The following is a 14647-nucleotide window of genomic DNA, read 5'->3' on the forward strand; positions in this document are numbered from 1 at the left end:
CCATATCACTTACTACCGTTTTTGTTTTGAGTTCCCGCTAATCCGCGATGAACCTTTTTTAATGATGAAAGTTTGCTAGAAAGTAAAGCTTCTCAGGGTGAATCAAACGAAGTCGATTACTTGAGCTGATCCCAAGAAATGTTGGATACCAGACGGCAATCATCACACTTGAAATAGAAAATATCGTGGATTGGCGCATCTAACAGCCATTCACCACCACATTGTGGGCATTTGCGCTCTTTTTCATCTTTCAGGCTGATCCCACCGACACGATATAAGTAGTAGTAAGTTGGAATCTTAGTCAGAAATTCAATGCGCCCTCTTAGACCCCAACCGCGTTTAAACAACACACTCTTAGTATCACTGATCTCGGTTAGCGTTGCATGTTCAGCACGGCAACCACCACCCATTTGCACTTCATCACAGGCTTGCCATTCGGTCTGCCATTTCAGTACGGCTTTATGATCGCCATTAAATGTCGGCGGGTTACGATATAGTGGGATCGGCAACAAGCTATCGCCACTGCGCAGCGGCGAACAGGTATGTACGAATGTCGTGTATAACACCTGCCAACTTGGTGTTTCATCTTCGGCTACTTCTTCGGAGTTAAGATCTCGGCCAAGCAGACGCATCTTAGGCGCTAATAAACTCGCAGCAGATAAGCGCTCGAAACAGACTTTGACGAAGTCTGAATGATTACGTGGGTGTAAGCTATCTTGCTCCGGACACACAACGCGAACATAGAATTCACCGTCGCCCATCACGATTGGAAACTCACGACCTAACACTTGTCCGTTATAACGAAGTGCATCCATTAAGCCATTAACCGCCTTATCGACAGCGCTTACCGTTGTGTTATCAAAACACTCAAATTGAAGTTCTAGTACGTACATCTATTTATACCGCTGGTTGTAGCTTTTCTAAAAATTCTGCCAATGTCTCGGCTAGTACATCACGATTTTTGGTGCCTAAGCGCTCTAGGATCACGTTCCCCGTTAGGTTACAGATAGAGATAACATCCAGTTCAGCATCAGTCGCGGCAATGAAAACCGTTGGTTTTAGCTTCAAACGACGCTGAGTCACTAGGTGACCTAAGATGTTTTCTTGTAGGCATTCGAAATCTTCATCACTCCAAATCTGTAACAGAGTCAGTTCGTTACCATCAAAAGTCGCGTTCATATCCGCACTAAATTGTGCGCCGTAGAAAGTCTTAACATCTTCATGCAGAGTCAGCTCAATACCCGTTTCAACATTGGTGAAATCTGCGAATTGCTCACGTGGATAGTGTTTCCACAACACGGCATCACCACTCTTTTCTTCTACGCATGGCGATACGATGTCCACCAACTCCTCATTACGAGGTAAGCTTTGGTGTTGCTGCTGCCACGCGTCAACGTATCGCTGACTGAAAGAAAGTAGTGCGTCTTGAGCGCGTTGAGTCATGAAAATCTCCTAAACACAAAATAATAAATAGAATCCGAGCCCTTTCCGTGCCGATTAAGCGATGACTTAATGACAGGGTAATGGGGATTCAGTAAAATCGACCCCATTCTAATCGAATTTGAAACGAAAGTATGAGCAAATATTCTGACGCAAAAGAGCTAGCGGGTTTAACCCTAGGCCAAAAAACTGAGTACTCTAACCAATACGATGCAAGTTTATTGCAACCAGTACCTCGTAGCCTCAATCGTAATGATCTTGCGTTAAACGGCGAGCTGCCTTTTGTTGGTCATGATATTTGGACGATGTACGAGCTTTCGTGGCTAAACACCAATGGCTTACCACAAGTGGCTGTTGGTGAAGTGTTCATTCCGGCAACTAGCCAAAATTTGATTGAGTCAAAATCTTTCAAGCTGTACCTAAACAGCTACAACCAAACTCAGTTTGAAAACTGGGCTCAAGTCACTGAGCGTCTAACTCAAGATTTGTCAGCATGTGCAGGCGAATCTGTGATTGTGAATGTAAATTCAGTAACCGATTACACCAACCAACCTATCGTGACGATGGGAGGTGACTGTATCGACAATCAAGACATCCAAATCACCAGCTATGATTTTGAAGCGTCACTGCTTGAAGGGGCTGCTGGCGAGCAAGAAGTCGAAGAAACTCTACATAGCCACTTATTGAAGTCAAACTGCTTAATCACCAATCAACCGGATTGGGGCAGCGTAGAGATCGCATATTCCGGTAAGCAAATTGACCGTGAAGCTCTGCTACGCTATTTAGTTTCTTTCCGCGAGCATAACGAATTCCACGAACAATGTGTTGAGCGTATCTTCACTGACATCATGAAATACTGTGCACCATCGAAGCTAACCGTATTTGCACGTTACACGCGTCGTGGCGGTCTGGATATCAATCCATACCGTTCAACTGAGCAAGATAGACCAAGCCACAATAAGCGTATGGCTCGCCAATAATCGGCGTGAACCGCCCAAACTTATTTGAACCTACAAAATCTTTAAAGGGACATTGAAATGCGTTGGTTATACGTTGTTAGTCTATTCATTTTAAGCTTAAGCACATCGGTTAATGCGTCGGTCTATTCGTCGGCGCTCCTCAATGAAGCCAATAACTTGGTTGAGATAGAACCGAGTCAAGCAAAACGAATAGCCAACAGCTACCTAACGCTACGTATCCTTTCAGATCAACGCGAGAAGAGCCCGTCAGCTATTTCTCGTGAAGAGGCCGACTCTTCGATTAGAACCCCGAACAGCAGTATCGATGCGTATAAGATCTTAGCGAAAGCAGAGTTTAATCTAGGCAACATTCGTATTGCGATTCAGCACATCGACAAAGCCTCTGAGCTAGCAAAAACCTATAAGCTTGAGTATCTAAAGTTAGATCTGGAAATACTTAAAGTTAGGTTACTTTGGCTTACGGACAGAAAATCTGCCCAAGCAGAATCAGAGCTAAAAAAAATAGAAACAAGCTTAGAGTCGGTTAATAAGACCTTACGCCTGACGGAAGGGATTACCTATCGCTTAATCATGTTGAAAGCCGACATTTCCTCTTATAACAACAACGTAGGGGAAGCAGAAAAACTCTATCAAGAAGCAAAAACTTACCTAGAACAGCGTCACTCGGAAAAAGTCGTCATTGATTATCACATCACCGTCGGCGAGTTTTATCTTACCCATAAAGAGTACAACCATGCACTATCTGAGTTATTGTACGGCTACTGGAAATCAGTAGAAGGTAACCTGAGTTCGCGCTTGGCCAAAGTAAACCGCCTACTTGCACAGCTTTTCTTTGAACGCCAAGTATTAGATAAAGCTCTAGAGCACCTGTCTCAAGCTGCTGACTTTTACGATAATTTTGAAAGCTCCCCCATATTAGCGCAAGTACTAAAAAAGATGGGGGATGTGTACTTCAATCAAGGCAAATATAACCTTGCCCTCGTGCACTTTTTCAATGTCCTTGATCATGAGAGTACCGACCGAGACATCCACCAAGTCATTGACATTCGTCTAAGTTTATCTGCGACTTACTTACGACTTTATAACTACCCTCTAGCTGAGCAATACCTAGCACGGGCCCTTGAACTGCTGGAGTATTCCGACATTCCTAAATTGGAAGGCCGCGCAGCACTCTTATCCGCAGGTTTGGCATACCACCTGCAAGAGAGCGAAGATGTAATTAAGCATGCGACACGTGCGCTCGAGATTTCACGTCAGGTAGAAAATACGCGCCTGTCGCAACACTCCTACCACTTGCTCTCTTTAGGTTATGAGCAAGCAGGGCGTCCACAACAAGCGCTAGCAAATCTCAAGCAATACAATATCCTTGTCTCTTTGGAACAACAAAAACTCAACCGTGTTGGTGAAGACGCATTCCGCCAACAAAAAGAGTTTGCCGAGCAAACGCTCCACTATGCAGGTCAAGAACAAGAATTAGAGAAATACAAACTTGAGCACCATAAGTTCCAGAAAATATCGTTCGCCTTATTTTTGTTCAGCATTGTCTTGTTCTTCTTTGTGCTACGCCGAGGCTACATCATTCAAACCTTAGTCACGGAAATGGATTCACTGCGTACCGACCTATTCACACACTCACGCTCAAAGCTTCCAAATCTAAGAATGCTGAACGCAAAGCTATCAAATTCACTAGAACAAACCAGCCAAAACTTCGAACAATGGCAACTTGGTGAGCTGATTCATGAACCACTCAACGACCGTTTACGCTTTGTGATGATTGATTTGCCGTTCCTACGCAATATGTACACTCAGAACGGTTATAAAGCAGGTTTAGAACTCGAAGATGCTTTCGGCGAGTTCCTTAAATCTAAGCTCGAAGGTCCTGCGCGCGTCTACCACTTCTCGGATGCGAACTTGCTTTATATCGAACCAAATGCTGACCGCGATTCATCGCCTGAGGCTATGTTCAGAAAGATTCAATCTTGGATTAATCACTTCGAACCAGAGCGAAACATTAATCGAACCGTCCGCATGGGCATCGCTGACTACCCGTTCTTGCCACGCGCTTATACCGCGATTAACGACCAAGAACTCCTCGATGTACTATTAATGTCGACCAACCTGGCACGTGAAATCAGCCTCAAAGAACGCAGTAGCCAATGGGTTTACCTTAAAGCCATCGACAATGCCCCCGCAGCGAGCCTTGCAACGAGTAACATAAGAGAGGCTTGTAAACATGCGATTAATCAAGGGTTAATAAAGATACAATCCTCACACCAGAATGAGGACAATATCAAAAAAATGCTAAAAGATGACTGATTTGCGAGCGGTTAAACGTCGTAGGTCGTGACCTTATTTTTAGTTTTGTTATTATCAAGGTCACGGAATTTCATCTATACGATCGAGTACGATCTACGCGGCGCTAATTAATACATCTATGGGCATTCTTGAAAAAGACATTCAGGCGCAACTCCACCAGCTGAAATATCAGTTGGATCAAGTCCGCTTGACGCAAAGAGATACCTCGTTCAAATTTATTCGAGAACAAAAAGTTCTCAAGCGTATCGTTACGTCTTTAAGTGATGCATGTGTTGGCAGCAACACTCATTTAGATGAAAATCTCATTGCCCTTAGGGAAGAGCTCGAAAAGCAAAAAGACATTAGCTCAATGATCCCCAAGTTGGCAGTATTAGAAAGGATGCTCAAGCAAAAAACGTTGGCTATGGATAAACAGAACGGATATCTGGATGATAGTATTAAGCACAGTGGGGAAACGCTGCAGCGTATAACTGGCCTTCCGGCACAGCTAAAGCGCGATCTAAGAAACTTACTTAGCTTCTCCGAGTGTCATGGCAGTCAAAAAGTCGACCATGCGATGAAGCTTCTCAGTATTTATGAGCGTGCCATTAAGATTATGGCAAACAACTCACGCACTCATTTTGCCGACGTAGATCAATCAACTGAACAAGAACTCCTTTCCGAACTATCAAACGAATTACAACACCTGATCACTGAACTCGACTTCGAGGGTGAATCGGGGGATCTACTGACCGATATTCGAGCGAAGCTACTACTTGGTGTTTCAACACAAAACCTACTTGAGCTAGCACTTCAGATCCTCAAACTGGTGATTGATGGCACGAGCCTAGAGCGTAAGCAGTCTGAACAATTTATAGAACAACTCAATTCCTCGCTCGCTTCTAGTATCAAAACAGCAGATCAAAACTCCGACCAGAGCCAAAGCTATTTTGAACATCGCCAAGGTCTTAATTCTGAGTTGAATGAACTTGTTACTAAGAGCCAAAGCTCTGTTGATAAAGCAACGGATATTGATAACTTAAAACTTTCGATAAACCCGCTACTCAGTGAAATTGCCTCTCTTTCAGAAAGACTGAATCACGCAGAACAGAAAGAACAAGCTCTAATAGAAAGAATGAGCTACGGAAAAAACCAATTAGATTCGCTCTATGAAGTCACCCAAGATTACCGCAAGCGTCTAGAAGATCAGGCTCAGCGTATGCTGCTTGACCCTCTGACTAAGATCTACAACCGTACCGCCTTCACCGATCGTTTAGAGTTAGAATATCGTCGCTGGATTCGCGCACAACACTCACTAAGAGTCGTGCTGCTAGATATCGATAACTTCAAAGCAATTAACGATAGCTTTGGCTATACCGCTGGTGACAAAGCACTCAAGATCATCGCAAGAGCGATCACCAAAGAAATTGGTACTACCGATACTGTCGCTCGCTTTTCTGGTGAAGAGTTCATCTTGCTACTTCCCGAGCAAAGCGATGAATATTGCCATCAAGTGACTCAAAGCATCCAGAATCAAGTCAGCCGCTTACCTTTCAAATTCCGTGACCAACAAATCACAATTACCTTGTGCGCGGCAAGTACTCCGTTTAAAGAGTCAGACACACCTGAAGAAGTATTAGAGCGACTCAATAAAACACTAAACAAAGCCAAACAGCGCGGTAACAACCAACTTGTTTGGGACTAAGACAGCCCTAGATTTAATTTATTTCATTTTTTCAAATACTTATCACATACCATATCCCTCAATGTTTGCTAAGCTAATGATTAACATTCGCTTAACAAGCATTCTTGGCAAGCAATGCTGTATTTAAAAGAGCAACGCTGTCGTAATCGTTTCGTCTGGTTAATTCTCTCGCCTTTAACCAAACACTTTCAACGTTAGCTTCTCATCTCGAACTAAAGGGCTACTTCCAACGTCCCCTAGTTCCTTTCAACAAGGAGGCACTATGATCACTCATATCAGCCCTGCCGGTAGCATGGATTTACTCTCTCAACTTGAAGTTGAGCGTCTTAAAAAAACCGCATCTAGTGATCTGTACCAGCTTTATCGTAACTGTACGTTAGCGGTACTCAACTCGGGTAGCCACACCGACAACTCCAAAGAGCTGCTCGATAAATATCAATCGTTTGATGTTGAGGTCGTCCGTCGTGAGCGCGGGATCAAACTCGAACTGAGCAACCCTCCAGAACATGCCTTTGTCGATGGTGAAATCATCAAGGGTATCCAAGAACACTTATTCTCAGTGTTGCGCGACATTGTCTATGTCAACATGCACCTTGCAGATAACCAAAGACTCAACCTAACCAATGCCACTCATATTACCAACCTTGTATTTGGCATTTTGAGAAATGCAGGCGCACTTACGCCAGGTATCGAACCTAACCTGATCGTGTGTTGGGGTGGTCATTCAATTAATGCCACTGAATACCAGTACACTCGCGAAGTGGGCAATGAACTTGGCCTGCGTGAGCTGAATATCTGTACCGGTTGTGGACCGGGGGCAATGGAAGGGCCAATGAAAGGGGCTGCCATTGGTCACGCTAAACAGCGCTATACAGACCACCGCTACTTAGGGCTAACTGAACCATCAATCATTGCGGCTGAGCCACCAAACCCGATAGTGAACGAACTGGTGATCATGCCAGATATCGAGAAGCGTCTTGAGGCATTCGTTCGTATGGCGCATGGCATCATTATTTTCCCCGGTGGTCCAGGTACGGCTGAGGAGCTGCTGTATATCTTAGGGATCATGATGCACCCAAATAACGTCGACCAACCAATGCCGATTGTTTTAACAGGTTCAAAAGAGAGTGAAGCTTACTTCCATTCTATCGACAAGTTCATCGGCGAAACCTTAGGGCCTGATGCGCAAAAACACTATGAGATCGTGATTGATGACCCAGCACGCGCTGCGAAAATCATGAAACAGGCAATGCCAGATGTACGCTCTCACCGTAAAGAGACTGGCGATGCCTACAGCTACAACTGGTCACTGCATATTGAACCTGAGTTCCAACTGCCATTCGACCCTACACATGAATCTATGGCGGCGCTTGATCTGCATATGGATCAGAAAACAGAAAGCCTTGCGGCTAATCTACGTAAAGCCTTCTCAGGAATTGTAGCAGGTAACGTCAAAGCTGAAGGTATTTTGGAGATAGAGAAACATGGCCCCTTCCTGATTGATGGCGACAAAGAGCTGATGACAAAAATGGACCAGCTGCTAAATGACTTTGTTGAACAGCATCGAATGAAACTGCCGGGCGGCACTGACTATGTACCTTGCTATAAAATTATGCCTAGCAGCGAATAACGGCAAGTAACTGATAACAAGCCACAAGCATAAAGTTAAACAAGTCATGACGTTTACGTCACCAAAGTTTCAACTCACCAAGTGATACGTTACTATAAGGGGCCAGCAGCCCCTTATTTATTGCCTATTTAGTGGAAACTTATGTCTATCCATCTTGTTATTATCGATGCCTTGAACCTCATCCGACGCGTGCACTCTGTTCAGCCGGACCCAACCGATATTGCAAGAACCATCACCACGACTGCTCGTACTCTTAATCGCATCCTAAACGAATCAAAGCCCACTCATATCATTGCAGTATTTGATCATCATTTACAAGATCGAGGTTGGCGCGCGGAAGTCCTTCCCGCTTATAAGCAAAACCGTAAGCCGATGCCAGAACCATTGATGAAAGGTCTCGATGCGATTCAACAAGCTTGGTGGGAATTAGGTATTGATTCACTGCTCTCTGACGGCGATGAAGCGGATGATCTAGTTGCAACATTGGCAAAGAAAGTCGCTGACCACGGAGAAACTGTCACTATCATTTCCACGGATAAGGGCTACTGCCAACTGTTGTCTCCAACGCTACAAATCCGTGATTATTTCCAACACCGTTGGCTAGATAAGCCCTTTATCGAAGCGGAATTTGGCGTAAAGCCAGAGCAACTGGCAGATTACTGGGGATTAACGGGCGTCAGCTCAAGCCAAGTCCCCGGTATTCCAGGTATAGGACCAAAAGCAGCCAAAGAGATATTAACGACATACCCTGATATCGAAACAGCATTCCAAGCTGAAGACTTACCGAAAAAGTATCGTAAGAAATTCGATGAGCATATCGAGTCGGCTCGCGTATGTAAGCTCGTTTCTGCACTCAAAACAGACATCGATTTAGGTTTTAATCTGCAAGATATTCGCTACGAAGCTGTGTCTTAATCCGACGTTACAAATTCAGTCATTAAAAGCTAACCGTTAGAAACAGATCGCTTATAAATCAACAAATTAGAAACTAAATCATTAGAAAGCAGAAAGCCTTAGTCTGAACTAAGGCTTTTTTGTTGTTTCATTTTAAGACGAAACATTACACTTATACTGATAACTCTCTATTTCTAGAATAACTTTCAGCTAAGAGCAGATTAGAAGCTATAAGCGATAGAAGCTTTAAAGTTACGACCCGCTTCATAGCTGGTGTACTTTTCTGAACCCCAAGAGATACCAAAACCAGTATGCTCAGCGTACTTCTTATCAAGCAGGTTATCGATACCAAGGTTCATCTCTAGGTCTTTAGCAAACGTCGGTGTGTAAGCCGCCCAAATGTTGTGCGTTGCGAAGCCTGAGCGTTTGATCTCTTTGCCTTTTTCGTTCTCGTAATCGTTCCCCGGAACAAAGCGTGAATCCCAACCAAACACAAATTCATTGTTTAGGCTGTAGTTAAAACCGGCCTTAAAGTTATGAATACCGGTTTTATTCATGTGGCTTGTCTTGCCGTTTTTCAGGCTTTTTTGCTCACCATCTGAGTAAGAGTGGTTAGCGTATACACTTAACGCGTCTAACTGATAGCTCAATACAGTCTCTACACCCCAAACTTCAACATCATACTTATTAGATAATGTTGCGTTGTTCTTTGTTGGGTGCATTTGGTTATCAAGGTCGTAGGTATAAGCCGTGAAACCTAGAATCGCGTAATCAGCCGCAAGCAAACGTGTTAGCTCGTAATCAAAGCCCGCTTCATAGTTATTACCCGTCATCGCCTTCGTATCAGACTGCTTAACTTTGCTTGGTGCTTTCATCGTTAGCGTTTCTGGCAGTGACGCGCCTTTAAACAGACGACCGTAACCCACACGAAGTTTTAGGTTTTCCGTTGTTTGGTATTCACCTTTGAACTTTGGAGATAGTTGGTCAAACTCGCCCTTATACACACCACCCAGTTTATGAACGTCGTAACGAAGACCTGTTGTCAGACGGAAATCGCTGAATTCGTACATATCTTGCAGATACAGACCGTAAGCCGTCACCGTACCACCATCCATGCTGTACTTCTCAGTTTGGCCTTGCTTAGTACCGCTTAGATATACGCCTTCACCAGCATCAATCCATTGCTTGGCTTTGTAGCCCTCAAGACCATAAGTAAGCTCATGCTCACCAACCCAAGAAACGTTACGAATGTCACCACCAATGGTTGTTACATTGTATTCACGCTTAGGGTAAGACATTTTGCCATCTTTGAACCATTTACCTGCCGGTGTTTTGCCCCAAGCGGTACCTTCAAGAGCATCACGATCCATGTATTGACGGTTGTAGTAAACATTACTTTTCAGATGAACTAGATCACTACCCGCATCGTATTCGTGCTGTAGCGTCACTGTATCGCGATTAAGCGAATGATAGTCGTGTTTATCGTCAGCATACAGAGCACCCGCCTTTTCGCCAGAAAGCTGACGCGTACCACCATCACTGTATCGGTTGAAAGTCAGTTTAAATTCATTGGCATCATTAGGAATGAAAACAACTTTAGCCAAACCCGACTTAAGCTCACCCTGCTTAGAGGTTACCGCTTCTTGATCAGGAATGTGCAGATCGCCATCTTCTGAATAGTTCGCAATACCCATGAACTGTAGCTTGTCGTTCACTTTTGCATACACAGCAACGTTGGTTGCAAAACGCTCATAAGCTGTTTGATAGCTTGTTTTTACTCGAGCACCAACGCTTTCACCCGGCTTAAGAAGATCGCTTGGGTCTTTCGTTTCGTAGCTAAATGAACCATTGATAGCACCAGAACCTGACAGTGCAGAGTTACCACCTAATTCAATTTCAGCTCTTTTTAGCATTGCAGGATCAATCGCTTGGTCACCAGAGTGGTGGAAAAGCTGACCTTCTTGTCGCGCACCATCAATAGTCACTACGGCAAATTTGTCTTCCATACCACGTACAAATACTTTGCGAGAGTAACGTGCGTTCCCGTCAACCGTAACGCTAGGCATAGTATTCAAAACATCTTTGATGTCTGATGCTTGCTTCTTTTCCAGTGTGTCAGAGTTGATTTCAGTCTGAATCAATTGGTCAAGGGCAGAACCGATAACGACTACGGTTTCTGGTTCGTCGGCAGCAAATGCTGTAAATGAGGTTAAGGCAACCGTAACGGCTACTGATAGTGCTTTAAGTTTCATAATGCGACTTATATTTTATAGATTTAAGTGAAAGTGCACGAATGGTACACGACACTAATTACAATGTTAATAGTAATAGTTATCATTTACATTCTTTACTTACATTTACTTACTTATAATAAAATACAATTTGATTAGGATGTTCTTGCTGTAATTTACTGCTGAATTTTAAATAAACCCTTCTTCGTTTCATCGCTGAACTAGGTAGCCGTAAGTATCGATAGCTTACGGCTTTTTTGTCTCATATCGACACTAATAGTCGACAATTCGACGACTATCAACCAAGTTGAATTAGTCATATTTACACTTAAATATGACTAAAAAACGCACATAGACCAACCTTTCTAAACTATCAGTACGAAGCGATAATCAAGCTCATAAACAAACTTAAGATATAAAAAATGCCCCTAAAGGAGCATTTTATTTATCACTGACACACTAACGTAAATATTAGTACGGTGAGATATTCGAAAGCGACTGAATATGAACCGTGATCTCTTCGCGATCGTGGTAAAGGTGCTTCGCCTGCATCTTGAACTTCACTTTGTTATCAATCAGGAACTGTTTTAGGTTTTCGATATCCTGCAGAACTTCATCGTAACGGCCTTTCATTGGCAGTTTAAGGTTGAACAGTGCTTCTTTCGCCCAGCCTTTGATGATCCACTCCCCCATTAAATGAGCAACACGAGCCGGCTTCTCAACCATGTCACAGATAATCCAAGTGACGTTCTTACGGTCAGGTTCGAATTTAAAACCATCCACCATGTGGTGCTTAATTTGACCCGTTTCCATTAGGCTGTCTGCCATCATGCCGTTATCAACACAGTGAACAAACATAGAGCGCTTAACCAATTGGTAAGTCCAACCACCTGGACACGCGCCTAAATCTACGCCCCACATACCCGGAGCCAGACGTTCGTCCCACTCATCACGAGGGATGAATACGTGGAATGCTTCTTCTAGCTTCAATGTAGAACGGCTTGGCGCATCTGATGGGAATTTCAAACGAGGAATGCCCATGAAGAACTGTGAATTGTTGGTTGGGTAAGAGTAACCAACAAAGCAGTGACCCGGCGCGATAAAGCATAAATGAAGCACAGGCTTCTTAACGTTATCTTTCGCTGTCATCAGACCTTTACCACGCATAGCTTGACGCATTGGCACAGTAAACTTACGGCAGAACTTCAAAAGCTCTTTCGCTTCATTGGTGTCTGGTGTTTCAATACGGATATCGCCACAACGTGGGAAACCTTCTTTCTCAGAAAGCGCCTCAAGAATTGGAGAAATACGATCATCAGTCGGCAGATCTTTGATTTCAACCGCTACCGCGATCATTTGACGAGCAAAGATCAACGATTGGAAGTCGATCTCTTTTACCAGTTTATCGGCTTCGCCTGCTTGATAACATTCAAACAATACAAAGCCTGTATTGTTCTTTAAGCGAGGAAAACCAAACACTTCCAGTTGTGTTGCCTTGTCTTGAATTTCGCCAGCACATTCTTTTTCAAAACCAGAGCGACAATAAAGTAGTACGTGTTTCACTGAGTTACCTCTTTTATATTCAAAGCAGCGAAGGAGAAGACTCCCCAACCAATGATAAATAGTAGACCACCAAACGGTGTTATAGGGCCAAACCATTTTATTCCTGTCAGTGCTAAGCCATAAAGGCTGCCACTAAAACAAAGGATGCCGATGATAAAGCAAATTGCCGCAATGAAAAAATATTTTTGTGATTTAGCGCCAAGTTTCATCTGCAGCAGTGCACCACACGCCAATATTGCTAGTGTATGGATAAACTGGTACTGAACACCTGTCTCAAACACGCCTAGCAGATACTCTGGCAAGACAGCTTTTAACCCGTGAGCGGCGAAGGCACCTAGCATTACGGCTATTGCGCCAGAGATACCTGCAAAAGTGAGTAAATACTTACTTCTCATTAAGCACCTCTTTGATAAACGCCGATAGTTTCTCAACGGTTAACGCTATGTTCTGCTGTTCGGTGTAGCCAGAGCTCTTACGAGGCTTAAAGCTGTGATCGCCATCAGGAATAAACTCAACACGAATCGAATCCGACAGGTCGAAATCAGCAAACTCTTCTCGCTTACCAAAGGTATCACGTTCACCTTGTAGAATAAGACACGGCTTTGCTAACTCAGCCAAGTGCTCACCTTTGTATTTCTCTGGTTTGCCTGGTGGATGGAAAGGAAAGCCTAAACAGGCCATTGCAGCCACCTTATCCACTTCAGACAAATGACTCGCCATACGTCCTCCCATCGACTTACCGCCAATAACAAGCTTATCGGCATCTACCTGTCCGATAATCTCTTGGTAAGCTTCGAGCAGTTTAGGGGCTCGATCAGGTGGACGACGCTTACCATCTTCAGCACGCTTGATCATGTAAGGGAAATTAAAACGAATCACTCGTATCCCTTTAAACGCCAGCCCTTTTGCTACCGACTGCATGAATTCATGATCCATGCCTGCGCCAGCACCATGTGCAAAGATAAAAGTTATTGGGTTGTCTTCACCATCAATGATGAGGTTATTCATCAAGTAAGTCCTCTTGTTCACTTTGCGCTTTCGCCAACATCCAATCACGGAAAGTCGCAATACGCCCCATGTCAGCTTGTTTCTCATGACACACCACATAGAAGGCGTTCTTACTTACCAACACTTCATCAAAAGGTGCAATCAAACGACCTGCTTCGATTTCAGGTTGCGCCAACACATTATTACCCAAAGCAATACCTTGCCCGTGAGCGGCCGCCTGCAACACCATGGTTGAGTGACTGAAGATAGGACCATGGTTAACGTTAACCCCATCGATGCCATTTTGCTTGGCAAACTGTTTCCAATCCTTTCGAGATGTATCATGTAATAGCGTATGGCATGCCAAATCACTGAGAGATTCTAAAGGTTTAGCTCCTAGCAGCACGGAAGGTGAGCAAAGAGGGATCAAATATTCTTGGTAAAGCTTATCGGCTCTGAGCCCCGACCAGTTCCCTCGGCCATAGTAAATAGCCACGTCTACATCATCGGTCAGCGAGCCTTCATCCATATCAACGGCTTTGATTCTTACATCAATATCAGGTTCTTGCTGATTAAAGTCAGCGAGTCTTGGTACCAACCATTGAATAGCAAAACTCGGCGGCAAACTGATGGTCAATGCGCCCTTCTCACTTCGCTCAAGAACTTTGTCTGTCGCTTCTGCCAGTGATGTAAAAATATCTTTGATATCCAAGAAGTAGCTTTGGCCTTCTTCCGTCAGCAACAAAGAGCGGTTTCTTCGACGAAACAGCTTCAAAGATAAGAATTCTTCAAGCGCTTTAATCTGATGACTGACCGCGGCTTGAGTAACAAACAACTCTTCTGCGGCACGCGTAAAACTCAAGTGTCGAGCAGCAGCTTCAAACACTCTTAGCGAGTTTAATGGGGGTAATCGACGAGACAT

The 14647-nt window shown here is 44.0% G+C and carries 12 protein-coding genes; 5 read left to right on the plus strand and 7 right to left on the minus strand.

Annotated features, from left to right (window positions below; all coding sequences use genetic code 11):
* Positions 1 to 116: 116 nt before the first annotated feature.
* Positions 117 to 893 carry a Zn-ribbon-containing protein gene (locus ACED53_RS06215; protein WP_017099508.1) on the minus strand — a complete coding sequence of 259 codons (777 nt, stop codon included), beginning with the start codon at positions 891 to 893 and terminating at the stop codon, positions 117 to 119.
* A 4-nt stretch (positions 894 to 897) separates the two neighbouring features.
* A complete protein-coding gene (gene syd / locus ACED53_RS06220) occupies positions 898 to 1443 on the minus strand; it encodes a SecY-interacting protein (protein ID WP_009847453.1) in 546 nt (181 codons plus the stop codon).
* A gap of 131 nt (positions 1444 to 1574) precedes the next feature.
* Between syd and queF the strand changes: the two genes are divergently transcribed.
* From queF to xni, 5 genes are all read left to right on the plus strand, one after another.
* Positions 1575 to 2420 (plus strand): NADPH-dependent 7-cyano-7-deazaguanine reductase QueF, encoded by an 846-nt coding sequence (queF, locus tag ACED53_RS06225; RefSeq protein WP_017099509.1) that lies wholly within the window; start codon positions 1575 to 1577, stop codon positions 2418 to 2420.
* 57 nt (positions 2421 to 2477) lie between these two features.
* Positions 2478 to 4736 carry a lipopolysaccharide assembly protein LapB gene (locus tag ACED53_RS06230; protein ID WP_017099510.1) on the plus strand — a complete coding sequence of 753 codons (2259 nt, stop codon included), beginning with the start codon at positions 2478 to 2480 and terminating at the stop codon, positions 4734 to 4736.
* A gap of 118 nt (positions 4737 to 4854) precedes the next feature.
* Positions 4855 to 6420, plus strand: a complete 1566-nt coding sequence (locus ACED53_RS06235; RefSeq protein WP_012604633.1) for a GGDEF domain-containing protein — start codon at positions 4855 to 4857, stop codon at positions 6418 to 6420.
* Positions 6421 to 6682: 262 nt separating this feature from the next.
* Entirely contained in the window at positions 6683 to 8050 is a 1368-nt protein-coding gene (ppnN, locus tag ACED53_RS06240; protein WP_017099511.1) for a nucleotide 5'-monophosphate nucleosidase PpnN, read from the plus strand.
* Positions 8051 to 8191: 141 nt separating this feature from the next.
* Positions 8192 to 8965 carry a flap endonuclease Xni gene (xni, locus tag ACED53_RS06245; protein ID WP_017099512.1) on the plus strand — a complete coding sequence of 258 codons (774 nt, stop codon included), beginning with the start codon at positions 8192 to 8194 and terminating at the stop codon, positions 8963 to 8965.
* Between the two features lie 200 nt (positions 8966 to 9165).
* On the opposite strand, the gene ACED53_RS06250 is transcribed toward xni, so the two are convergent.
* From ACED53_RS06250 to ACED53_RS06270, 5 genes are all read right to left on the minus strand, one after another.
* Positions 9166 to 11196, minus strand: coding sequence for a TonB-dependent receptor (locus ACED53_RS06250; protein WP_009847459.1), 2031 nt, complete (start codon positions 11194 to 11196; stop codon positions 9166 to 9168).
* 450 nt (positions 11197 to 11646) lie between these two features.
* The gene (rlmM, locus tag ACED53_RS06255; RefSeq protein WP_029223102.1) at positions 11647 to 12738 is read right to left on the minus strand and encodes a 23S rRNA (cytidine(2498)-2'-O)-methyltransferase RlmM; all 1092 of its coding nucleotides are present in this window, start codon (positions 12736 to 12738) and stop codon (positions 11647 to 11649) included.
* The gene (locus tag ACED53_RS06260; RefSeq protein ID WP_017069500.1) at positions 12735 to 13133 is read right to left on the minus strand and encodes a DUF423 domain-containing protein; all 399 of its coding nucleotides are present in this window, start codon (positions 13131 to 13133) and stop codon (positions 12735 to 12737) included. Before ACED53_RS06260 ends, rlmM begins: the two co-directional genes overlap by 4 nt.
* Complete coding sequence (locus tag ACED53_RS06265) at positions 13123 to 13746, minus strand: alpha/beta fold hydrolase (protein WP_029223795.1); 624 nt, start codon at positions 13744 to 13746, stop codon at positions 13123 to 13125. The genes ACED53_RS06260 and ACED53_RS06265 overlap by 11 nt, the downstream gene beginning before the upstream one ends.
* Positions 13739 to 14647, minus strand: coding sequence for a transcriptional regulator GcvA (locus ACED53_RS06270; protein ID WP_017063339.1), 909 nt, complete (start codon positions 14645 to 14647; stop codon positions 13739 to 13741). The genes ACED53_RS06265 and ACED53_RS06270 overlap by 8 nt, the downstream gene beginning before the upstream one ends.

The organism is Vibrio sp. 1F169 (assembly GCF_041439605.1).
Lineage (GTDB): Bacteria > Pseudomonadota > Gammaproteobacteria > Enterobacterales > Vibrionaceae > Vibrio > Vibrio tasmaniensis_A.